This window comes from Streptomyces sp. NPDC034049 (genome assembly GCF_055575575.1).
Genome location: NZ_JBVISJ010000006.1, coordinates 75,467 through 98,468, shown reverse-complemented (window position 1 = coordinate 98,468; position 23,002 = coordinate 75,467). Strand labels below are relative to the sequence as shown.

At 72.3% G+C, this 23,002-nt stretch carries 19 protein-coding genes; 16 read left to right on the top strand and 3 right to left on the bottom strand.

All coding sequences use genetic code 11. The features are described 5' to 3' along the window. Nucleotides 1-65: 65 nt before the first annotated feature. Nucleotides 66-1,493 carry an RsmB/NOP family class I SAM-dependent RNA methyltransferase gene (locus tag ACZ52C_RS19175; RefSeq protein WP_469075851.1) on the top strand — a complete coding sequence of 476 codons (1,428 nt, stop codon included), beginning with the start codon at nt 66-68 and terminating at the stop codon, nt 1,491-1,493. Here the strand turns inward: ACZ52C_RS19175 and ACZ52C_RS19170 are convergent. Continuing rightward, the gene (locus ACZ52C_RS19170; protein ID WP_469075850.1) at nt 1,474-3,621 is read right to left on the bottom strand and encodes an MMPL family transporter; all 2,148 of its coding nucleotides are present in this window, start codon (nt 3,619-3,621) and stop codon (nt 1,474-1,476) included. The genes ACZ52C_RS19175 and ACZ52C_RS19170 overlap by 20 nt on opposite strands. Before the next feature lie 161 nt (nt 3,622-3,782). On the opposite strand from ACZ52C_RS19170, the gene rpe reads away from it, so the two are divergent. From rpe to ACZ52C_RS19140, 6 genes are all read left to right on the top strand, one after another. After that, the gene (gene rpe / locus ACZ52C_RS19165; protein WP_469075849.1) at nt 3,783-4,469 is read left to right on the top strand and encodes a ribulose-phosphate 3-epimerase; all 687 of its coding nucleotides are present in this window, start codon (nt 3,783-3,785) and stop codon (nt 4,467-4,469) included. Between the two features lie 137 nt (nt 4,470-4,606). Continuing rightward, nucleotides 4,607-5,650: a sugar-binding transcriptional regulator gene (locus tag ACZ52C_RS19160; protein WP_045557264.1), complete on the top strand. Its 1,044-nt coding sequence runs from the start codon at nt 4,607-4,609 to the stop codon at nt 5,648-5,650. Between the two features lie 190 nt (nt 5,651-5,840). After that, a complete protein-coding gene (locus ACZ52C_RS19155) occupies nt 5,841-6,194 on the top strand; it encodes a barstar family protein (protein WP_469075848.1) in 354 nt (117 codons plus the stop codon). 131 nt (nt 6,195-6,325) lie between these two features. Then, nucleotides 6,326-7,768 (top strand): GuaB1 family IMP dehydrogenase-related protein, encoded by a 1,443-nt coding sequence (locus ACZ52C_RS19150; protein WP_469075847.1) that lies wholly within the window; start codon nt 6,326-6,328, stop codon nt 7,766-7,768. A gap of 346 nt (nt 7,769-8,114) precedes the next feature. Then, nucleotides 8,115-9,581 carry an amino acid permease gene (locus ACZ52C_RS19145; protein ID WP_469075846.1) on the top strand — a complete coding sequence of 489 codons (1,467 nt, stop codon included), beginning with the start codon at nt 8,115-8,117 and terminating at the stop codon, nt 9,579-9,581. 10 nt (nt 9,582-9,591) lie between these two features. Next, nucleotides 9,592-10,044 (top strand): Lrp/AsnC family transcriptional regulator, encoded by a 453-nt coding sequence (locus tag ACZ52C_RS19140; RefSeq protein ID WP_045557267.1) that lies wholly within the window; start codon nt 9,592-9,594, stop codon nt 10,042-10,044. A 92-nt stretch (nt 10,045-10,136) separates the two neighbouring features. Here ACZ52C_RS19140 and ACZ52C_RS19135 read toward each other — a convergent pair whose 3' ends face one another. Beyond that, a complete protein-coding gene (locus ACZ52C_RS19135) occupies nt 10,137-10,877 on the bottom strand; it encodes a GntR family transcriptional regulator (RefSeq protein ID WP_469075845.1) in 741 nt (246 codons plus the stop codon). Nucleotides 10,878-11,105: 228 nt separating this feature from the next. Here ACZ52C_RS19135 and ACZ52C_RS19130 point away from each other — a divergent pair, with 228 nt between their 5' ends. The 8 genes from ACZ52C_RS19130 (at nt 11,106) to ACZ52C_RS19095 (ending at nt 20,751) form a co-directional block, all read left to right on the top strand. After that, entirely contained in the window at nt 11,106-12,257 is a 1,152-nt protein-coding gene (locus ACZ52C_RS19130; protein WP_469075844.1) for an ABC transporter substrate-binding protein, read from the top strand. Then, nucleotides 12,254-13,156: an ABC transporter permease gene (locus ACZ52C_RS19125; RefSeq protein ID WP_469075843.1), complete on the top strand. Its 903-nt coding sequence runs from the start codon at nt 12,254-12,256 to the stop codon at nt 13,154-13,156. Before ACZ52C_RS19130 ends, ACZ52C_RS19125 begins: the two co-directional genes overlap by 4 nt. After that, entirely contained in the window at nt 13,144-13,992 is an 849-nt protein-coding gene (locus ACZ52C_RS19120) for an ABC transporter permease (protein ID WP_469075842.1), read from the top strand. The genes ACZ52C_RS19125 and ACZ52C_RS19120 overlap by 13 nt, the downstream gene beginning before the upstream one ends. Nucleotides 13,993-13,995: 3 nt before the next feature. Continuing rightward, nucleotides 13,996-15,069, top strand: a complete 1,074-nt coding sequence (locus ACZ52C_RS19115; RefSeq protein WP_469075841.1) for an ABC transporter ATP-binding protein — start codon at nt 13,996-13,998, stop codon at nt 15,067-15,069. 64 nt (nt 15,070-15,133) lie between these two features. Next, nucleotides 15,134-16,630, top strand: a complete 1,497-nt coding sequence (locus ACZ52C_RS19110; RefSeq protein WP_469075840.1) for an HAD-IA family hydrolase — start codon at nt 15,134-15,136, stop codon at nt 16,628-16,630. A gap of 146 nt (nt 16,631-16,776) precedes the next feature. Then, a complete protein-coding gene (locus ACZ52C_RS19105; protein ID WP_469075839.1) occupies nt 16,777-17,973 on the top strand; it encodes an MFS transporter in 1,197 nt (398 codons plus the stop codon). 244 nt (nt 17,974-18,217) lie between these two features. Beyond that, nucleotides 18,218-19,006 (top strand): carbon-nitrogen hydrolase family protein, encoded by a 789-nt coding sequence (locus tag ACZ52C_RS19100; RefSeq protein ID WP_469075838.1) that lies wholly within the window; start codon nt 18,218-18,220, stop codon nt 19,004-19,006. A 47-nt stretch (nt 19,007-19,053) separates the two neighbouring features. Beyond that, on the top strand, nt 19,054-20,751 hold the full coding sequence (locus ACZ52C_RS19095) for a flavin monoamine oxidase family protein (RefSeq protein WP_469075837.1): 1,698 nt from the start codon (nt 19,054-19,056) through the stop codon (nt 20,749-20,751). 45 nt (nt 20,752-20,796) lie between these two features. Here ACZ52C_RS19095 and ACZ52C_RS19090 read toward each other — a convergent pair whose 3' ends face one another. Next, complete coding sequence (locus ACZ52C_RS19090) at nt 20,797-21,597, bottom strand: DUF5995 family protein (RefSeq protein WP_469075836.1); 801 nt, start codon at nt 21,595-21,597, stop codon at nt 20,797-20,799. Between the two features lie 137 nt (nt 21,598-21,734). Between ACZ52C_RS19090 and ACZ52C_RS19085 the strand changes: the two genes are divergently transcribed. After that, entirely contained in the window at nt 21,735-22,982 is a 1,248-nt protein-coding gene (locus ACZ52C_RS19085; RefSeq protein WP_469075835.1) for a glycoside hydrolase family 6 protein, read from the top strand. Nucleotides 22,983-23,002: the final 20 nt, after the last annotated feature.

The window sequence follows — 23,002 nt, the reverse complement described above, 5'->3', positions numbered from 1 at the left end:
TGTCCTCCGCGCCCGCGGCGTACCCTGGCCGTGGTATCTCGTCCCGTATCCGGAGCACCTTTTTCGTGAGTGAGCAGTCCCGTCCGCGCAAGCCGGGCAAGCCGTACCGCCGTCCCCAGAAGGACCCCGTCCGTATGCTCGCCTTCGAGGCGCTGCGGGCCGTGGACGAACGGGACGCGTACGCGAACCTCGTTCTGCCGCCGCTGCTGCGCCGGGCGCGGGAGAAGGAGGGGCCCGACAAGTTCGACGGGCGGGACGCGGCGCTGGCGACCGAGCTGGTGTACGGGACGCTGCGACGGCAGGGGACGTACGACGCGGTCATCTCGGCGTGCGTGGACCGGCCGTTGCGTGAGGTCGACCCGCCGGTGCTCGATGTCCTGAGCCTCGGTGTCCACCAGTTGCTGGGCACCCGGATCCCGACGCACGCCGCGGTGTCCGCCTCCGTGGAACTCGCGCGCGTGGTGCTCGGCGACGGGCGGGCCAAGTTCGTGAACGCCGTGCTGCGCAAGGTCGCGCAGCACGACCTCGACGGCTGGCTGGAGCGGGTCGCGCCGCCCTACGAGGACGACCCCGAGGACCATCTCGCGGTCGTGCACTCGCATCCCCGCTGGGTCGTCTCCGCGCTGTGGGACTCCCTCGGCGGCGGGCGCGCCGGGATCGAGGATCTGTTGGAGGCCGACAACGAGCGGCCCGAGGTCACCCTCGTCGCCCGGCCCGGACGGTCCACCGCCGAGGAACTGCTCCGGGAGGAGTCCGCGGTGGCGGGGCGCTGGTCGCCGTACGCCGTGCGGCTGGCCGAAGGCGGGGAGCCGGGTGCCGTGGACGCCGTACGGGAGGGCCGGGCCGGTGTGCAGGACGAGGGCAGCCAGCTCGTGGCGCTCGCGCTCGCCAACGCCCCGGTGGAGGGACCCGACAAGGCGTGGCTCGACGGGTGCGCCGGGCCCGGCGGCAAGGCCGCGCTGCTCGCCGCCCTCGCCGCCGAGCGCGGGGCCGTGCTGCTCGCCTCCGAGAAGCAGCCGCACCGGGCCGGGCTGGTCGCCAAGGCCCTGGACGGCAATCCGGGGCCGTACCAGGTGATCGCCGCGGACGGGACGCGCCCGCCCTGGCGGCCGGGGGCGTTCGACCGGGTGCTGATGGACGTGCCCTGTACGGGGCTCGGTGCCCTGCGGCGGCGCCCCGAGGCCCGCTGGCGGCGGCGGCCCGAGGACCTCGACGGGTTCGCCCCGCTCCAGCGGGCGCTGCTGCGGACCGCGCTGGAGTCCGTCCGCGTCGGCGGGGTGGTCGGCTACGCCACCTGCTCGCCGCATCTCGCCGAGACCCGCGCGGTCGTCGACGACGTGCTGAAGCAATATGGCGACGCGGCCGACCTGATCGACGCGCGGCCCCTGCTGGAGGGCGTGCCGGCGCTGGGCGAGGGGCCCGACATCCAGCTCTGGCCGCATGTGCACGGGACGGACGCCATGTATCTCGCCCTCATCCGCCGGGTGGCGTAGCCACAGGTTCCTTCGGCGGCGGCGGGGCGGCGCCGCCGTCCTCGCGGGCCAGCCGGTGGGGCCACCACACCTTCGGGCCGACGTCCAGGAACAGGGCCGTGACCAGCACGGAGCGGACGATGAAGGTGTCCAGGAGCACGCCCAGGGCGACCGCGAAGCCGATCTCCGCGAAGGCGACCATGGGGAGCGTGCCGAGGGCGGCGAAGGTGCCGGCGAGGACCAGGCCGGCCGAGGTGATCACCGCGCCGGTCGCCGCGAGGCCCGTCACCACGCCCTTGCGGGTGCCCTGGTGGGTGGCCTCCTCGCGGATGCGGGTGGTCAGGAAGATGTTGTAGTCGATGCCCAGGGCGACCAGGAACACGAAGACGAACAGGGGGAAGTCGGTCGACTCGCCCGCGTAGTCGAAGAGGTGTCTGAACGCGAGCGCGCTGATGCCGAGCGCGGCGGCGAAGGACAGGATGACCGTCCCGATCAGCAGGAGCGGCGCGATCAGGGCGCGCAGCAGCGCACAGAGGATCAGCAGGACCACGATCAGCACCAGCGGGATGATCAGGATGTTGTCGTGGGTGGTCGCCTCGTCCATGTCCAGCAGGGCCGCCGTACCGCCGCCCACCTGGGCGTCCGCGTCCGGCACCGCGTGGACGGCGTCCCGGACCCGCTCGACGGTGTCCTTCGCGGCCTCGCTGTCGGCCGGGTCGGACATCGTCGCCTCGAAGAGGACCTTGCCGTCGTTCGCGGGTTTCGTGCCGGGCGGCAGACCGAGCGAGTCCGCCACGACCCCTTCCGTGTCGGCGACGGCCCGTCCCACCTCCCGGGCCTGCGCCTGGTTGCTGATGATCACCAGGGGATCGCCGCTGCCCGCGGGGAAGTAGCGTGCGGAGACCTCCTGGCCGACGATCGAGTCCGGTCTGCCGGTGAAGGCGTCCGCGTTGCCGATGCCTTCCGCGCGCAGCTGGATCAGGCCCAGCGAGCACAGCGCGAGGGCGGCCGCGGTCGCCACCCAGACCGTGCGGGGGCGGCGGGAGAAACGCCGGCCCATCCGGGCCCACACACCCCGTTCGGTCGGGTCGGCGCTGCCGAGGTGCGGGATCACCGGCCAGAAGATCCAGCGGCCGAAGATCACCAGCAGGGCGGGGAACAGTGTCATCATCGCCAGCAGCGCGATCGCGACGCCGATGGCCGCCACCGGGCCCAGACCGCTCGTGGAGTTCATCTCGGCGGCCAGCAGCACCAGCATGCTCAGTACGACCGTCGCGCCGGACGCCAGCACCGCCGGGCCGGCCCGGTGCAGGGCGAGGGCCATCGCCTCATGGCGGTCCTCGTGGCGGCGCAGCTCCTCGCGGTAGCGGGCCACGAGCAGCAGCGCGTAGTCGGTGCCCGCGCCGAAGACGAGGACGGTGAGGATGCCCGCGCTCTGGCCGTTCACGGTCAGGCCGGTGTGTTCCGCGAGCAGATAGATCAGGGCCTGCGCCGTGAACAGGGCCGCGATGACCGCGAGGAGCGGCACCAGGATCAGGGTCGGACTGCGGTAGGTGAGCAGGAGCATCACGATGACGACGGCCATCGCCGACATCAGCAGCGTGGAGTCGATGCCCTCGAACGCCTCGGAGAAGTCGGCGGACGTACCGCCCGGGCCCGTGATGTGCACGGCGAGCCCGTCGCCGCCCTCACCCACCTCGTCCCGGATCGAGTCCACCGCGGGCGCGATCCGCTCCCAGCCCTTCTCGTCCATCGTGATCGGCACGTAGACCTGGGTGGCCCTCGGATCGACCGCGCGGTCGTAGACGGGACCACGGGTCCGGTCGCCGATGATCTTGTGGGCGGTCAGCTGCCTGAGCTCCCGTACGTCCGCCTCGATCGTCGCCCGGTCCTCGGCGGTCAGCCCGCTCTCCCGGGCGTAGACGACCACGGCCGGGATCTGCTCGGGCCGGAAGCCCTCGGAGATCTCCAGCACCTGCGTGGACTCCGCCGAACCCGGCAGCCACGAGGCGGCGTCGTTGTCCTGCGCGTCGGTGAGCTTCGTGGCGAACGGCGCCACCACGAACAGCAGCACCAGCCACAGCCCCAGCACGACCCACTTGGCGCGCCGCCCGCAGACGAGGTGCCCGATGCCGCGGTTGCCTGTCATGCCGACCTCCAGGGTCGCGCTCCGTGAGGGGCGCGGGACAGTGACATCCGCGGCTCCACCGCGGGGGCGCGCTCGGCCGGAGAGGGCCCGCGGCCCGAGAACAACGGTCCCCGGGCCGGACCGATGCCCGCAACCCCCGGAGGGCATGGCAGGCTTGGCCCATGGCCGCGCAGATCAACCCCAGCATCCTGTCCGCCGACTTCGCCCGTCTCGCCGACGAGGCGAAGGCGGTCGAGGGAGCCGACTGGCTCCATGTAGACGTGATGGACAACCATTTCGTCCCGAACCTCACGCTCGGTGTGCCGGTCGTAGAGTCCCTGGCCCGTGCGACGGAGACGCCGCTGGACTGCCATCTGATGATCGAGGCCCCCGATCGGTGGGCGCCCCAGTACGTGGAAGCGGGTGCCGGTTCCGTCACCTTCCATGTCGAGGCGGCTGCCGCACCGGTGCGACTCGCCCGCGAGATCCGGGCCAAGGGGGCCAGGGCCTCCATGGCGCTCAGGCCCGCGACGCCGATCGAGCCGTTCGAGGACCTGCTGCCCGAACTCGACATGGTGCTGATCATGACCGTCGAACCGGGCTTCGGGGGCCAGGCTTTTCTCGACATCATGCTCCCCAAGATCCGCCGGACCCGCGAGTTGATCAGCAAGCACGGCCTCGACCTCTGGCTCCAGGTCGACGGCGGGGTCGCCGAGTCCACCATCGAGCGCTGCGCCGAGGCCGGCGCGGACGTCTTCGTCGCCGGTTCCGCGGTGTACGGGGCCGAGGACCCGGCCGAGGCGGTGCGGGCGCTGCGGGCGCGGGCGGACGCCGTCACGGCGACGGCCGGCTGGGCCTGCGGCCGCTGAACCACCGGGGCACGGCCGTGCGAACGCCGAGGCCGGCGGGGCACGTCGTGCGTCCAGAGGGCCAAGGAAACGTGAACGGCTTTCCTTCGGGCTGATCGAAAACGCCGGATCTGCAAGGATGAACGGCGTATCCATGTGTGAAGAGCAGTGAGGAGATGACCGTGTCAGGTATGTCGGCGGGCCGGTCAGCCATGCGGATGGGACCCGCTGAGCTGGTTCAGGCGGCGGCCATGGCACGCCGTTTCTACCTCGAGGGGAAGTCCAAGATCCAGATCGCCGAGGAGTTCGGCGTGAGCCGCTTCAAGGTGGCCCGGGTCCTGGAGACCGCCCTCGAGCGGGATCTGGTACGGATCGAGATCCGCGTGCCCGCGGAACTGGACGCCGAGCGCTCCGACGCGCTGCGCGCCCGGTACGGCCTCAGGCACGCCGTGGTCGTCGAGTCCCCGGCCGACGCCGAGGAGTCGCCCGACCCGGAGAACCTCGGCGAGGTCGCCGCGGACCTGCTCGGCGAACTGGTCAACGAGGGCGATGTGCTCGGTCTCGCCTGGGGCCGCTCCACCATCCACATGGCGGCGGCGCTCGATCGGCTGCCGCCGTGCACGGTGGTGCAGCTGACCGGGGTGTACGACGCCGGGACCGCCGAGCGCGGCTCGGTCGAGGCGGTACGGCGGGCCGCGCAGGTGTCGGGCGGCGACGCCCACCCCATCTACGCGCCCATGCTGCTGCCGGACGCGGCCACCGCGGCCGCGCTGCGCCACCAGACCGGGATCGCACGGGCGTTCGAGCACTTCGACAAGGTCACCGTCGCCTGTGTCTCCATCGGCTCCTGGGAGGCCGGTATCTCCACGGTGCACGACATGCTCAGCGACGAGGAGCGGGGGCACTACGCCTCCCTCGGTGTCGCCGCCGAGATGTCGGCGCACCTCTTCGACGCCGACGGCCGCCGTGTCGGGCGTGACCTCGGCGAGCGGTGCATCACGGTCAAGGCCGACCAGCTCCGCCGTATCCCCGAGGTCGTCGCGATCGCGGGCGGGCAGCGCAAGGCGGCCGCCATCGACGCCGTGCTGCGCTCGGGACTGGTGACCAGCCTCGTCACCGACACGTCGGCCGCGGACTATCTGCTGACTGCCGGTCAGATGCCCAGGCCGGCGCTCAACAGGGCCGACCCGGACGGCGTCTGACAGGCCGTCGGCCCGGGTCGAGGGGGCGCCTGCCGTGGCACGAGGGTGCGTCCGCCGGGGCCGAGGGTGCGTCTGCCAGGTCGGGGCGGGTGGGCGGCCGCTCGTTCGTGGGGGTTGATCGCGCAGTTCCCCGCGCCCCCTCCGGGGCGCGGGCCGGTGACCGCTACGAGACGTGCAGGACGGTGTCGGGATGAGTGACGGAGCACTTGCCGAGGTACTGAGCGCCGGTGGCTGGGCGTATGTCGAGCTGGACCTGACGGGTGTCACCGACAAGCCCGCCTTCATGGACCGCTGCGCCCGCGCCTTGGATCTGCCCGCGTACTTCGGCCGCAACTGGGACGCCCTCGCCGACTGCCTCACCGACCTGTCGTGGGCGCCGCCCGTGCGGGGGCGTCTCGTCGAGGTCACCGGCTGGCAGGAGTACGCGAGGGCCGAGCCGAACGACTGGAGCATCGCGCGGGAGGTGTTCGCCGACGCCTCCGGCCACAGCGCGCCCACCGGCATCGAGCTGCGGATCGTGCTCGCGCTCGGAGGATCCTCCTAGGCCGCCCACGTCCCCTCTGGACGATCCGTCGGGGCCGTTCACACCCGCCGACATGGGACAATGAAGTACGTGCTCTTCCCCTTGGCGGTCCTGTCAGGGGGTCACCTCTGATCGACTGGGATGTGCGGCACGTGCGTTTCCTCAATGACATCCAGCCCGCGTACGACCTGACGTACGACGACGTCTTCATGGTCCCGAGCCGTAGCGCCGTCGGATCGCGGCAGGGCGTGGACCTGGCCTCCCCGGACGGCACGGGCACCACCATCCCGCTCGTCGTCGCCAACATGACCGCCATCGCCGGCCGCCGGATGGCCGAGACGGTCGCCCGCCGCGGTGGCCTGGTGGTCGTCCCGCAGGACATCCCGATCGAGGTCGTCACCGACGTCATCTCCTGGGTGAAGAGCCGCCACCTCGTCCTCGACACCCCGATCGTGCTCAACCCCCACCAGACGGTCGCCGACGCGCTGGCCCTGCTGCCGAAGCGCGCGCACAACGCGGGCGTCGTCGTCGACGAGGCGCTGCGGCCCGTCGGTGTCGTCACCGACGCGGACCTCACCGGCGTCGACCGCTTCACCCAGCTCGAAGTCGTCATGTCCCGGGACCTGTTGCTCCTCGACGCCGACATCGACCCGCGTGAGGCCTTCAACCGGCTCGACGCGGCCAACCGCCGCTACGCTCCCGCCGTCGACCGGGACGGCCGTCTCGTCGGCATCCTGACCCGCAAGGGCGCGCTCCGCGCCACGCTGTACAGCCCCGCCGTCGACGCGAACGGCAAGCTGCGTGTGGCCGCCGCCGTCGGCATCAACGGTGACTTCGTGGGCAAGGCCAAGCAGTTGCTCGACGCGGGCGTCGACACGCTCGTCATCGACACCGCGCACGGCCACCAGGAGTCGATGATCAACGCGATCAAGCTGGTGCGCGATCTCGACCCCCGGGTGCCGATCGTGGCCGGCAACATCGTCGCCGCCGAGGGCGTGCGGGACCTGATCGAGGCCGGCGCGGACATCGTCAAGGTCGGGGTCGGACCCGGCGCGATGTGCACGACCCGCATGATGACCGGGGTCGGGCGGCCGCAGTTCTCCGCCGTCCTGGAGTGCGCGGCCGAGGCGAAGAAGTACGGGAAGCACGTGTGGGCCGACGGGGGTGTGCGCCACCCCCGGGACGTCGCCATGGCGCTGGCCGCGGGCGCGTCCAACGTGATGGTCGGGTCGTGGTTCGCCGGGACGTACGAGTCGCCGGGCGACCTCCAGCAGGACGCCGGCGGGCGGCTCTACAAGGAGTCGTTCGGGATGGCGTCGGCGCGGGCCGTTCGCAACCGTACGAGCGAGGAGTCGGCGTACGACCGGGCGCGCAAGGCGCTGTTCGAGGAGGGCATCTCGACGTCGCGGATGTTCCTGGATCCGGCGCGGCCGGGGGTCGAGGATTTGATCGACTCGGTCATCGCCGGGGTGCGGTCGTCGTGCACGTATGCGGGGGCCGGGTCCTTGGAGGAGTTCGCCGAGCGGGCCGTGGTGGGAATTCAGAGTGCGGCGGGGTATGCGGAGGGCAAGCCGCTGCACGCCAGTTGGAGTTAGGGCGCCTTCGAACTCGGGGGAGCTGTACGTCGTCGGCGGGTGCGGGCTCGTGGTGGCTTGTCGCGCCCACGCGGCGGAGCCGCAGCTCGACGCAGCCCCGCGCCCCTGACTCCGTCGGCGTCGCGCAATGGCTGTGAGTGACCGTGCAACGAAGCTCCGCACGACCGTGATGCACGCAACGATCTTGCGTGAGTGCGCAAGGTTGCCGCATTACGCTCGTGAAGCTCTGGCTCATAGGGTCAGGCGCTGTACGTGGCGTGGAGGGGACCTCCTGCTCGGTGGCCCCCTGCTGTTCGGTGCTGTCGGTCCTCACCCGCCCTGACCGGCAGCGATGAAGGAGCCACGCGTGCTCGACCAAGGCGCACCCCCACAGCACGAGAATCGGTCCGCCCCGCCCGCCGCGGGCCTCGGGGCGCGGCTGATGCGCCGCAAGCCCGTGGAACGCCTGGTCGCGGAGGGTGGCCAGGGTGAGGGAGGGTCGCTGCGGCGGTCCCTCGGACTGTGGCAGCTGACGATGATCAGCATCGGCGCCACGCTCGGCACCGGTATCTTCGTCGTCCTCGGCGAGGCCGTCCCCAAGGCCGGGCCCGCCGTCACCCTCTCCTTCGTGATCGCCGGTCTCACCGCGCTGTTCTCCGCCCTGTCGTACGCGGAACTGGCCGGCACCATCCCGGTCTCCGGGTCCTCGTACTCGTACACGTACGCAACGATGGGCGAGCTGGTGGCCTGGATCTGCGGCTGGTGTCTGGTGCTGGAGTACGGGGTCTCCGTGTCGGCGGTCGCCGTCGGCTGGGGCGAGTACCTCAACGAGCTGCTGGACGGGACCCTCGGCGTGACCATCCCGGCCGCGCTGTCCGCGCCGCCCGGCGACGGGGGAATCTTCAACCTGCCGGCGCTGATCGTCGTCCTGCTCGCGATGGCGTTCCTGCTGGGCGGCGCCCGGGAGTCCGCGCGGGCCAACACGATCATGGTCGTGGTGAAGATCGCCGCCCTGCTGCTCTTCTGCCTCATCGGCCTCCAGGGCTTCCGCTCCGGCAACTACGACAACTTCATGCCCCTCGGCATGGCGGGCGTCAGCGCGGCCGGGGCCACGCTCTTCTTCTCGTACATCGGGTTCGACGCGGCCTCGACCGCCGGTGAGGAGGCGAAGAACGCGCAGCGCGACCTGCCGCGCGCCATCATGCTCTCGCTGGTCATCGTCACCGCGCTGTACGTGCTGGTCGCGGCCGTCGCGATCGGGGCGCGGCCCTGGGAGGGGTTCGGCGAGTCCGAGGCCGCGCTCGCCGGGATCATGAAGGACGTCACCGGGGACGCGTTCTGGGGCACGCTGCTGGCGGGCGGGGCCGTCATCGCCATCGCGAGCGTGGTGCTCACCGTGCTGTACGGGCAGACCCGCATCCTGTTCGCCATGTCCCGGGACGGGCTCGTGCCCAAGGTGTTCTCGCGGGTCCACCCGAAGACGGGTACGCCGCGCGTCAACACCGTGATCGTCTCGCTGTTCTGCGGTGTGCTCGCCGCCGCGATTCCGCTCGGGCAGCTGGCGGACGCCACGAGCATCGGTACGCTCTTCGCGTTCGCGCTGGTCAACGTGGCGGTCGTGGTGCTGCGGCGGACGCGGCCCGACATGCCGCGGACCTTCCGGGTGCCGCTGTCGCCGGTGCTGCCCGCGCTGGGATTCGCGTTCTGCGTCTGGATGATGGGCAGCCTCTCCACTGTGACCTGGGTCGTCTTCGGGGTCTGGATGGCCGCCGGGCTCGTGTTCTACTTCAGTTACGGCCACCGCCGTTCCCGTCTCGCGACTCCAGAGAAGTGATCCACCCGCAGTGCTGAACGATCTCGACGAACGCATCGTGCACGCCCTCGCCGAGGACGCCCGCCGCTCCTACTCCGACATCGGCCAACTCGTGGGCCTCTCCGCGCCCGCGGTGAAGCGGCGGGTGGACCGGCTGCGGGCGACCGGGGCGATCACCGGATTCACCGTCCGGGTGGACCCCGCCGCGCTCGGGTGGGAGACCGAGGGGTTCGTCGAGATCTACTGCCGGCGGAACACCTCGCCGGAGACGATCCAGCGGGGGCTGGAGCGGTATCAGGAGGTCGTGGCCGCGTCCACGGTGACCGGCGAGGCCGATGCGGTGGTTCAGGTGTTCGCTTCTGATATGCGGCACTTCGAGCGGGTGTTGGAGCGGATCGCCGGAGAGCCGTTCGTCGAGCGGACCAAGTCGGTGTTGGTGCTGTCGCCGTTGTTGCGGAGGTTTTCTTCAGGATCGCCCGCCTGAGAGCTCGGGGCGGTCGGTTCGTCGGCGGGTGCGGGTGCGTGGGGGTTGTTCGCGCAGTTCCCCGCGCCCCTTCAGTGCCCGGGGTTTTCAAGTCACTCCGCGGTCTTCCTCGCCAACGCGTTGTTGCCGATCGAGTTGTGCACGCTGAAGCTCACCGCGTCCGGGCGGTAGCGGTCGTCGGACCACTCCACCGGGCGGCCCTCGCGGGTGGTGGTGACCCGCCGGACCCGCAGGAGGGGGCTGGTGCGGCGCACGGTGAGGAGCTTGGCGTCCCGGGCGCCGGCCGCCACGGCGTCGATCACGTGCTCCCCGTAGGCGAAGACCAGGCCCGTGTCGTCGAGCAGGCGCTGGGTCACGGAGGGGCAGTCCGCCTCGATGGGCTCGACGGCCGGGGAGATCCAGTCGGCGTACACCGTGCGCTCCAGCAGGACGGGCTGCCCGTCGAGACCGCGCAGCCGCAGCACGTGCAGCACCCGGGCGCCCGGGTCGAGCTGGAGGCGTACCCGGTCCTCGGCGGTGGCCGTCCGGTACTCCTGGGCGATCACCCGGCCCGTCGCCTCACGGCCCATCGCGCGCGCCCACTGGGCGAAGCTGCGCAGCTCCGCGAAGCTCTGACTGCGGCGGCCGGCCAGGACCACACGGCGGGCACCCTGACGTGACCCGATGAGGCCCTCGGCGGTCAGGGTCGCCACCGCCTGGCGGACGGTGCCGCGCGAGACGCCCCAGCGGGCCGCGAGTTCGGTCTCCGGCGGCAGCAGACTGCCCACCGTGTACTCCTCACGGTCGATCGCCCGCCGCAGCGCCTCGGCGATCTCCTCGTGTCGCGCCGCCATGGTCCCCCTCCGCTCGTCCGGTCGCTCGCTGTGTGCAGCGCGACCAGCCTAACCAGGCGGGGAAGGCGGCGCGGAACACGGCCTTCGGCCCGTGATTGTGCGGGAAACCGTGCACGAGTATTTCGCCGCCGTTTACGTGCGTGATATGAAGCGCGGACCTAATGAGGCCAACTTGTTCAGACAAGTGCTCCACCCAGATCGTCCCTGCGCGTACCCCTGGAGAGCCCCGTGACCCTCTTTCCGCCGAGAACCGCCGTCATCGGCGGCGCCCTCGCCGCCGCAGTACTCACCCTCAGCGCCTGTGGCGCGGCACCCGAGACCACGACCACCGACGACGGCGTCAACGCGGCCACCGCGACCTCGGCGAAGGACTTCGGCGGCATGGACGCACTGGTCGCCGCCGCCAAGCGGGAGGGCAAGCTCAACGCGATCGCCCTGCCCCGCGACTGGGCCAACTACGGCGCGCTGATCGACGGCTTCGAGAAGAAGTACGGGATCAAGATCGAGGTGGAGAACCCGGACGGCGCCAGCCAGGACGAGATCAACGCCGTCACCTCCCGCAAGGGACAGGACCGCGCGCCCGACGTGCTCGACCTCGGCAGCTCCTTCGCCCTCAGCGCCGCCCAGCAGGGGCTGCTCGCGCCCTACGAGGTGGCCGCCTTCGCCGACATCCCCGAGGGCCAGAAGGACCCGAAGGGCCAGTGGTACAACGACTACGGCGGCTACATATCCATCGGGTGCGACGCGAAGCGGGTCAAGGAGTGCCCCGAGACCCTCGCCGACCTGCTGCAGCCGAAGTACAAGGGCCAGGTCGCCCTCAACGGCAACCCCACCAAGTCCGGTTCGGCCTTCGGCGGCGTCTGGGCGGCCTCGCTCGCGAGCGGCGGTTCGTTCGACGACATCCAGCCCGGCCTCGACTTCTTCGCCAAACTGAAGAAGAACGGCAACTACACGCCCGTCGAATCCACACCGGCGACCGTCGAGAAGGGCGAGACGCCCATCAGCATCGACTGGGACTACCTGAACGCCGGGTACGCCGACGAGTTCAAGTCCAAGGGCGTCGACTGGAAGGTCGTCGTCCCGGAGGACGGCAAGTTCTCCCAGTACTACTCCCAGGCCATCAACAAGGACGCCCCGCACCCGGCCACCGCCCGGCTCTGGCAGGAGTACCTCTACAGCGCCGAGGGCCAGAACCTGTGGCTCGCCGGCTACGCCCGTCCGGCCCTGATGCCCGCCATGGAGAAGGCCGGCACGCTGGACGAGAAGGCCGCCGCCAAGCTGCCGAAGGTGTCGGGCACCCCTGAGTTCCCGACCGAGGAGCAGCAGACCAAGGCCAAGGACGCGCTCGCGCAGGGCTGGGCCAAGGCGGTCTCCGGGTGACCGCCGTCGCCACCGGGGCCGACCCGGCGCTCGGGGTCGCCGCTTCCGTGAAGCGGCGGCCCCGCCGCGGCGGATGGCTCGCCGTGCTCCCGCTGCTGGCCTTCGTCGCGATCGCCTTCGGGCTGCCCGCCGTCGCCATGCTGAACGGCGCGTTCACCGTCAAGGACCCGGCCACGGGCGCCACCGCGTACACCACGGCGAACATGTCGGCCTCCGTGCAGGGGGCCTACCTCACGGCCATGCTCGGCAGCGTGAAGCTGTCCGCCGTCGCGGCCGGGCTCGCCGCCGTCCTCGGACTGCCGCTCGCCCAGGCCGTGGTGACCTCCCGCTTCCCGGCGCTGCGCGAGGCCGTGCTCACCGCCTCCGGGGTGCTCGCCAACTTCGGCGGGGTCCCGCTCGCCTTCGCGTTCGTCGCCACCCTCGGCAACTCCGGCGTGCTGACCAGGCAGTTGGGCCTCACGGACCAGGGCTGGGACCTCTACAGCTTCTGGGGCCTGGTCATCGTCTACCTGTACTTCCTGATCCCGCTGATGGTCCTCACCATCGCCCCCGCCCTCGACGGACTGCGCGTCCAGTGGCGGGAGGCCGCCCAGAACAACGGCGCCACCGGCCTGCAGTACTGGCTCCACGTGGCCCTGCCCGTCCTCGCGCCCTCGCTGCTCGGCGGGCTGGTCCTGCTCTTCGGCAGCGCCTTCGCCGCGTACGCCACCGCCGCGGCCATGGTGGGCAGCTCCATCCCGCTGGTCACCCTCCAGATCGCCGACGCCATCTCCGGCAACGTCCTCGTCGGCCAGGAGAACGTGGCGCTCGCCCTCAGCCTCGACATGGTCCTGATCGCCGGGCTGGTCATGGCCGTCTACCTGCCCCTGCAACGACGGAGCGCCCGATGGCTGGCCTGAACCCGGGGCGCCCGGCCGCGCGCCGCCCCGCCCTGTGGCGCCCGCTCGTCCTCGCCTGCGCCGGGCTGTACTTCCTCGTCCCGCTCGCCGCCTCCGTGATCTTCACGGTCGACGTGCCGGGCGAGGGCCTCACCTTCGACGCGTACACCCAGATCCTCGGCACCGACGGCTTCGTCTCCAGCCTGCTGCTGTCGCTGGAGCTGGCCGCCGCGACCATCGCCGTCGTGCTGCTGCTGATGGTGCCCGCCATGGTCGCGCTGCGTCTCGGTGCCCCCAGGCTGCGGCCCGTGGTGGAGGTCGTGTGCTCCCTGCCGCTGGTGGTGCCGCCCATCGCGTTCGTCGCCGGCCTCGGCACCGTCCTCAAGTGGGGGCCCGAACACCTCTCCCGGACCCCGCTGTTCCAGACCTTCGTCGCGGTCCAGAACCCCGACTTCCCCGTGGTCCTGGTCCTCGCCTACGTCGTGATGGCGCTGCCCTTCGTGTACCGGGCCCTCGACGCCGGTCTCCGCGCCATGGACGTGCGCACCCTCGTGGAGGCCGCCCGCAGCTGCGGGGCGAACTGGCCGCAGGCGCTGGTGCGGGCCGTCCTGCCCAACCTGCGCGGGGCACTGCTCAACTCCGCCTTCCTCACCCTGGCGCTCGTGCTCGGCGAGTTCACCGTCGCCCAACTCCTCGGCTTCCGGCCGTTCGCCGTGTGGATCGTCAACGTCAGCGGCTCGCAGGCCCAGCTGTCCGTGGCCGTCTCGGTGCTCAGCCTCCTCGTCACCTGGGCCATGCTCCTCGCGCTCGCCTCCTTCGGCGGACGTACCCGAACCGCTTCCGCCTCCCGGGGATGAACCATGACCGTGCTTGAGAAGACCGCCACCGACACCGCCGCCACCGTCGAGTTCCGGGGCCTGCGCCGGGAGTTCGGCGCCACCGTCGCCCTCGACGGCCTCGACCTGACCGTGCGCCCCGGCGAACTGCTCGCCCTCCTCGGCCCCTCCGGCTGCGGCAAGACCACCGCCCTGCGGATGCTCGCCGGCTTCGAACACCCCGACGCCGGCGAGGTGCTGGTCGACGGCGAGGACGTCACCCGCGTCCCGGCCCACCGGCGCGACGCCGGCATGGTCTTCCAGTCGTACAGCCTCTTTCCGCACCTCAGCGCCCTCGACAACGTGGCCTTCGGGCTGCGCATGCGCAAGGTGCGCACCGCCGAACGGCGGTCCCGGGCAGCCGAGTTGCTCGACCTCGTGGGACTCGCCGACAAGGGCGCCCAGTACCCCCACCAGCTCTCCGGCGGCCAGCAGCAGCGCGTCGCCCTCGCCCGCGCGCTCGCCCTGCGCCCCCGCGTGCTGCTGCTCGACGAACCGCTCTCCGCCCTCGATGCCAAGGTGCGGCTCACCCTCCGCGAGGAGATCCGCCGGCTCCAGCAGGAGCTGGGCATCACCACCCTCTTCGTGACGCACGACCAGGAGGAGGCCCTGTCCATGGCCGACCGGGTCGCCGTGATGCACGCCGGACGGCTCGAACAGTGCGCCACGCCCGTCGAGTTGTACGGCCGCCCGGCCACCGCCTTCGTCGCCGAGTTCGTCGGCACCATGAGCCGGATCCCCGGACGGCTGGACGGGACGACGGTCGAGGTGCTGGGCCTGCGGCTGCCCGTCGACGGGACGGCGCCCACCACCCCGGAGGTCGACGTCCTCGTCCGGCCGGAGACGGTCGCCGTACGGCCGGACGGCACCGGTGACGCCCGGGTCGTCGCCACCGCGTTCCTCGGCGCCGCCACCCGCCTCACCGTACGGCTCGCCGACGGCACCGAGGTCAAGGCCGACCTGCCCACCCACGAGGCGGCGGCCCTCGGCGCCGGAAGCGCCGTCACGGTGAGCCTCCCCGCACGGCCGGTGCTCGTCGCCGCGCGCCCCACCCGCTGAGACACGGCCGCCCGGCCCCCACGGCCGGGCTCCCGCCCCGACACCCCCACGGAAAGAGAGTCCCTTGTCCCGATCCGCGCTCCAGGCCGCCCTGTTCGACATGGACGGCACGCTCGTCGACACCGAGCGGCTGTGGTGGGACGCGGTGGCGGTGGTGGCCGCCGGCCTCGGACGCACGCTGACCGAGGCCGACCAGCCGGACGTCCTCGGCCGTCCCGTCGAGCACACCGCCGCCTGGCTCGCCGGCCGCACCGGCGCCGACCGGGACGCGCTCGGCGCCGAACTGCACCGGGAGTTCGCCGACCGCGTCCGCACCGGGACCGTGCCCCGCCCCGGCGCGCTGGAGCTGCTGCGGGCCCTGGCCCGCGAGGGCGTCCCCACCGCCCTGGTCACCGCGTCTGCGCGGGCCGTCGCCGACACCGTCCTCGACGTCCTCGGCCGCGACCTGTTCGCCGTCTCCGTCACCGCCGACGACACCGAGCACACCAAGCCCGCCCCCGATCCCTACCTCGCCGCCTGCCGCGCCCTCGGCGTCGACCCCGCCGCCTGCGTCGCCGTCGAGGACACCCGGACCGGAGTCACCTCGGCGGAGGCCGCGGGCTGCGTGGTCCTCGCCGTCCCCTCGCTCGCCCCCATCGAGGAGGCCCCCGGGCGGACCGTCCGGGAGAGCCTCGCGGGCGTGACACCGGCGAGCCTGCGTCTGCTCGTCGCGCCCGACGGTCCCGCCCTGCGTGTGATGACCTGGAACCTCTGGTGCGGCGGCACCAAGGTCCGCGACCACCGCGCCAAGCAGCTCAAGGTGATCACCGACGCCGGCGTCGACGTGGTCGGCCTCCAGGAGACGTACGGCACCGCCGCCCAGGAACTCGCCGAGGCCCTCGGCTGGCACCACCACCGGGCCGGCGACAACCTCGGCATCATCAGCCGCCACCCGATCACGGCCCGCCTCGGCGACCCCCACGTCGGGTTCTACGGCGCCGCCGGCGTCCGGATCAGGACCGACTCCGGTACCGAGATGGACATCTGGACCGTTCACCTGGACCCCACGCCGTACGGACCCTACGAGGCCGCTTTCGACGGGCTGCCGGCCGCCGAGCTGATCGCCCACGAGCAGGTGCGGCTCACCCGGCTGCGGGACTGTCTGCGCCGGATCGACGACACCGCGTCCGGTGCGTCCGGCGCGACCGCCGTGCCCGTCGTGCTCGTCGGCGACTTCAACAGCCCCTCGCACCTCGACCGGCCGGACGTCGACTGGCCGGTGACCAGGGCCGCCGAGGCGAGCGGCCTGCGCGACTCCTACCGCGAGGCCCACCCCGACCCCGTACGGCAGCCCGGCCACACCTGGTCGCCGGTGCACGCCCTGCACGAGGACGGCAGCGGCCGACCCGAGCCGCAGGACCGGATCGACTTCGTGCTGCACCGGGGCCTCGCGGTCCTCGACTCCCGCACCCAGGTCAGCGGCACCCCCCGGCCCTGGCCGGACGTCGAGGACAACGACTGGCCGTCGGACCACGCGGCCGTGATCACCACGTTCGCGCTGGCGCCGGGCGCCCGCGAATGATCCCCTATATCCCCTGGGCCGGACGGGGGCGGCCCGGCTAGCATCGGTGCCATGACCTGGCGACATTGATCCACCCGCCGTGCCTCCCGAGGACCGCCTCGGACGCCGCTTCGACGACGTCCGATCCGCTCCTTCGGGAAGGCCTCATGACTCTCTCACCCGCGCGTGCGCCCGGTGTCGCGACCAGTGGTGTCCGACGGCTCACGGCCACGCTGTACGGCTACGCGTTCCTCGACGACTTCGTGCTGCTCTACCCGGTGTACGCGCTGCTGTTCAGCGACACCGGACTGTCGATCTGGCAGATCTCCTCGCTGTTCGCCCTGTGGTCCGTCACCGGGATCGTGCTGGAGGTGCCGTCCGGCGCCTGGGCCGACGCGGTCTCCCGGCGTCTGCTGCTGTGGGTGGGGCCGCTGCTCACCGCCGCCGGCTTCGCCCTGTGGGTGATCGTCCCCTCGTACGGGGCCTTCGCCCTCGGCTTCGTCCTGTGGGGCGTGCGCGGCGCGCTCGGTTCCGGAGCGCTCGAAGCGCTGGTCTACGACGAACTCGAACGGCTGGGCGCGGCCGACCGGTACGCGCGGGTCGTCGGCCGGGCCCAGGCGGTCGGGATGGTCGCCGTGATGGCCGCGATGGGACTGGCCGGTCCGGTCCTCGACCTCGGTGGATACCCGGCCGTGGGCGCCGCGAGCGTCCTGGTCTGTGTGCTGACCTCGGTGGTGGCCACGCGGTTCCCCGAACACCGGGAGGCGGTGCCGGGGCCGAAGCACGCCTCCACCCTCGCCACCCTGCGGGCCGGGCTCGCCGAGATCCGCCGGGACCGTTCCGTGCGGGGCGCGATGCTGCTCGTGCCGGCCGTCGGGGCGGTCTGGGGCGCGCTCGACGAGTACACGCCGCTGCTGGTCCGGGACACCGGCGTGGCCGAGCAGACCGTGCCGTATCTGCTGCTGGTCATCTGGGCGGGGCCGGCGGTCGGCAGCCTGCTGACCGGGGCGGGGGAGCGGATGGGCTCCGCCGGGCTGGGGGTGGTGTTGGCCGGGGCGTCCGTCGCGCTGGCCGTGGGGGCGCTGACGGGGACGCCGGCCGGGATCGGGCTCGTCGCCGTCGCCTTCGGGGGGTTCCAGCTGGTCAACGTGCTCGCCGACGCGCGGTTGCAGGACCGGATCGACGGGGCTCGGCGGGCGACGTTGACATCCGTCGCGAGCATGGGGACCGAGGCGGCGACGGTCGCCGTCTTCGCCGCGTACGCGGTGATCGGGGCGTCCTTCGTCCACGGGGTCGCGTTCGCCGTGTTCGCCGTCCCGTATCTCGTGACGGCGGGTGTGTTGGTGGTGCGGAGAGGCGCGTAGGGGGGTGGGGCGTGAGGTTCGTGGGCCGCCGCGGGTCCGGTGTGGCTGGTCGCGCAGTTCCCCGCGCCCCTGAAGGGCGCGGGTGGGCCCCTCTCTCAGGTGCGCAATGAATCGTCGTGCGGGCCCGGCCGCACGCAACGAATCCCCCGTCGGTGCGCAATGGCCGCCGCTTGTCCCGTTCGGCGCGGCGGCCGTACCGTCTTTCTGGCCCCCGAATCCCCCTTTGTCCCGGTGAGGAACACGCATGCGTACCGCCCTGCTCCAGAGCTCCGGCCGCCCCGGCTCGGTCGTCGGCAGCCTGAAGGTGCTCGACGAGGCCGCCGGGCGGGCCGCCGAGGCCGGGGCGGGGCTGATCGTGGCGCCGGAGATGTTCCTGACGGGGTACGCGATCGGCGACGACATCGAGCGGCTCGCCGAGGCGGCCGACGGCGACTCGGCCGACGCGGTCGCCGAGATCGCCGGGCGCCACGGGATCGCGATCGTCTACGGGTACCCGGAGCGGGCCGGCGAGGCGGTCTTCAACTCGGCGCAGCTCGTCTCCGCCGACGGCGTCCGGCTGGCGAACTACCGCAAGACCCACCTCTTCGGCTGCTTCGAGCGCGACCACTTCGCGCCGGGCGGGCGAAGCGTCGTCCAGGTCGACCTGGGCGGGCTCCGCGTCGGGATCCTGATCTGCTACGACGTGGAGTTTCCCGAGAACGTCCGCGCCCACGCCCTCGCCGGCACCGATCTGCTGGTGGTGCCCACGGCCCAGATGCATCCGTTCCAGTTCGTCGCCGAGTCGATGATCCCGGTGCGGGCCTTCGAGAACCAGATGTACGTCGCGTACGTCAACCGGGTCGGCCGCGAAGGCGAGTTCGAGTTCGTCGGGCTCTCCACGCTGGCCGGGCCCGACGGGATCGCGCGCACCCGCGCCGGACGCGAGGAGGACCTCGTCCTCGCCGACGTCGACCCTGCCGTCGTCGTGGCCTCCCGCGAGGCGAACCCGTATCTCCGGGACCGTCGCCCCGGGCTCTACGGCTCCCTCGTCTGAGCCCCGCCCACCCGAACCCCCGTTCCACCGCAAGGAGTCCGTACCCCATGACGTCCACCGTGCCCAACGCCGTCGAGCACGCAGACGAGCAGCAGCCGCCGATCACCATGTTCGGCCCGGACTTCCCGTACGCGTACGACGACTTTCTGGCCCACCCGGCCGGTCTGGGCCAGATCCCGGCCACCGAGCACGGGGCCGAGGTCGCGGTCATCGGTGGCGGGCTCTCCGGCATCGTGGCGGCGTACGAGCTGATGAAGATGGGGCTCAAGCCGGTCGTCTACGAGGCCGACCGGATCGGCGGACGGCTGCGGACGGTCGGCTTCGAGGGGTGCGACCCCTCGCTCACCGCCGAGATGGGGGCGATGCGCTTCCCGCCGTCCTCCACGGCGCTCCAGCACTACATCGACCTGGCGGGTCTGGAGACGCGGCCGTTCCCCAACCCCCTGGCGGAGGCGACGCCGTCGACCGTCGTCGACCTCAAGGGCGAGTCCCACTACGCCGAGACCATCGACGACCTGCCGCAGGTCTACCGCGACGTGGCCGCCGCCTGGAAGGCCTGCCTCGAAGAGGGCGCCGACTTCTCGGACATGAACCAGGCGCTGCGCGAGCGGGACGTGCCGCGCGTCCGGGAGATCTGGGCGAAGCTCGTCGAGCGGCTCGACAACCAGACCTTCTACGGCTTCCTCTGCGACTCCGAGGCCTTCAAGTCCTTCCGGCACCGCGAGATCTTCGGTCAGGTCGGCTTCGGTACCGGAGGCTGGGACACCGACTTCCCCAACTCCATCCTGGAGATCCTGCGCGTCGTCTACACCGAGGCCGACGACCACCACCGCGGAATCGTCGGCGGCAGCCAGCAACTTCCCCTGCGGCTCTGGGAGCGCGAGCCGGAGAAGATCGTGCACTGGCCCTACGGGACGTCCCTGAGGTCCCTGCACACCGACGGGGAGCCCAGGCCCGCCGTGACCCGGCTGCAGCGGACCGCGGGCAACCGGATCACCGTGGCGGACGCGAACGGCGACATCCGTACGTACCGGGCGGCGATCTTCACCGCCCAGTCCTGGATGCTGCTGTCGAAGATCGCCTGTGACGACTCGCTCTTCCCGATCGACCACTGGACGGCCATCGAGCGGACCCACTACATGGAGTCCAGCAAGCTCTTCGTGCCCGTCGACCGGCCGTTCTGGCTGGACAAGGACGAGGTCACCGGCCGGGACGTCATGTCGATGACGCTCACCGACCGCATGACGCGCGGCACGTACCTCCTCGACGACGGTCCCGACCGGCCCGCCGTCATCTGTCTCTCCTACACCTGGTGCGACGACAGCCTGAAGTGGCTGCCGCTGTCGGCGAACGAGCGGATGGAGGTCATGCTGAAGTCGCTCGGCGAGATCTACCCGAACGTCGACATCCGCAGTCACGTCATCGGCAACCCGGTGACCGTCTCCTGGGAGAACGAGCCGTACTTCATGGGCGCGTTCAAGGCGAACCTGCCCGGCCACTACCGCTACCAGCGGCGCCTGTTCACCCACTTCATGCAGGACCGGCTGCCCGACGACAAACGGGGCATCTTCCTCGCCGGCGACGACATCTCCTGGACGGCCGGCTGGGCGGAGGGCGCGATCCAGACCGCCCTCAACGCGGTCTGGGGCGTCATGCACCACTTCGGTGGCGCCACGGACGCGACCAACCCCGGCCCGGGAGACCTCTACGACAGCATCGCCCCCGTCGAACTCCCCGAGGACTAGGGCGGTTTCGAGGCAGGAGCCGCCCCCGGCCGCACCAGCCGGGGGTCACCTGCGAGGACGGCAGTCGGCCGGCTCGGGCAGCGGCGTCAGCAGCATGCGGCCCGCGAGGCCCACCGCCGCGTCCAGCCGGTGGGCGAACTCCTCGGCCAGATCGGTCAGTCCGCGCAGCGCCCACAGCGCGCGGGCGGCCGACCAGCTGGCCTCACGGGCGCGTTCCAGGCTCCACGCGCCGAGCAGATGTGTGAGCGGATCCGCGATCTGGAGGAGATCCGGACCCGGCATCAACTCCTCGCGGATACGTTCCTCCAGCGACACGAGGACATCGCCCACCTGCTCGAACTCGTCCTCCAGCTCGGCCGGTTCGCAGCCGAGAGTACGACAGGTGTCCACGACGGCCAGCGCGAGATCGTGCCCGATGTGCGCGTTGATGCCGCAGAGGGCGAACTGCAGCGGCCGTACCCCGGGATGGCGCCGGAACTGTAGCAGCGGCCGCCAGCAGGCGGGGGCGTGGCCGCCCTCGGCGACCCGCAGATACCGCTCGGCGAAGAGCACGTCCAGGGTGATCGCGGCCTCGGCGTCCGCGAAGTGACCGCTGTCCAGACGCCGTCCGATGGCCTCGGTGACGGCGAGGTACACACCGTTGAAGACGGCGATCCCGTCCCGTTGGGGAAGGGCCGCGTCCAGGGCCCGCATCCGGGAGACGACCGTGTCCACCGCGTCGATCCCGGCCGCCGTCTCCACCGGGTCGGCCCCGGCGGCCGCGTCCGCCCGGTCCACCGCTGCCACCACGTCCACCAGGGTGTCCGCCGAGTCCACGGAATTGGTGAATTGTTCCCACTGCGCCATAGGGGGCAGCGTCGCAGGCCTACGCTGACAGCGGTGCCGCCGTGCCCGGCGCGTCCCCGGAACGGGGTAACGCGGGCGCGGCGGGAAGTGCCGGGAAGCCGCCGCAGCGCGGTCCGGGGAGCAGGGGGGAGCACCACGTGTCAGGTTTACGCGCCCAGCGTCTGGCCGCACGCCGAGCCGAGCGCCGGCGGGCGGCGAGGCGCGGCGCCCTGACGGCAGCGGCGTCGCTCGTGGCCGTCGTCGGGACGATCACCGGCATGGTGGCCGCGATGGGCGGCGAGAGGGGAACCGACGAGGCCCGGCCGCCGACGAGCCGCTCGGGGGGCCTCCTGTCCGGCCCCTCCGCCCCTTCCGGCCTGTCCGGTCCGACCGGTCGGGCCGGACCCGCCCCGGACGGCACCTCGTCGCGGCGCACCTCGCCCTCCGCGTCGCCCTCCGACGCGCCCGGCCCCTCGGTGAAGGCCGGAGTGCGGCCCTCGGCCGAGCGGACCGACCGGCGGGCGGCACCCGGCACCGGCCCCGGCGAGCTCTACCGCCACCCCGACTCCCAGGTCCTCGACTGGGTGCGTGACCACCCCGGCGACCCGCGCGGCGCCGCCATCGAGTCCGGTATCGCCGACCGCCCCGCCGCCGTCTGGTTCACCGACCCCGACCCCGCCGCCCTCACCTCGCGGGTCGCGGCCGTCGCCGCCGGGGGCGCCGCGCGGGACCAGGTGCCGGTCCTCGTGGCGTACGCGATCCCCGACCGCGACTGCGGCGGTGCCTCGCAGGGCGGGGCGCCCGGCCTGGACGCGTACGACGCCTGGATCGACGCGTTCGCCGCCGGGCTCGGCTCGGACGACGTCATCGTGATCCTGGAGCCGGACGCGATCGCCCAGTCCGACTGTCTCTCCGCCGGCGGCCGCGCCGACCGCTTCGCCTCCCTCGCCCGCGCGGGCCGGGTCCTCAAGGCGGCCAACCCCGACGCCCGCGTCTACTACGACGCCGGGCACTCGGAGTGGAACGCCCCGGACCAGCAGGCGGCGCTCCTGCGCCAGGCGGGCGCCGCCGCCCCCGCCGGCTCGGACGGGGTCTTCAGCAACGTGTCGAACTTCAACCGCACGGAGGCGGAGGTCGCCTACACCCGCCGGGTCCTCGACGCTCTCGGCGCTCCCGCCGGCCTCGGCGCCGTCATCGACACCAGCCGCAACGGCAACGGCGCCCCGGCCGACGGCGAGTGGTGCGACCCCGCCGGCCGCGGCCTCGGCCGCCCGCCCACCCTCACCACGGGCGAGCCCCGCGTCCACGCCTACCTGTGGGTGAAACTGCCGGGCGAGTCCGACGGCTGCCGGGGGAGGGCGGGGACGTTCTCACCGGCGTACGCCTACGAGCTGGCGCGGGGCTGAGTGAGGCGTCGCGGGCGGTC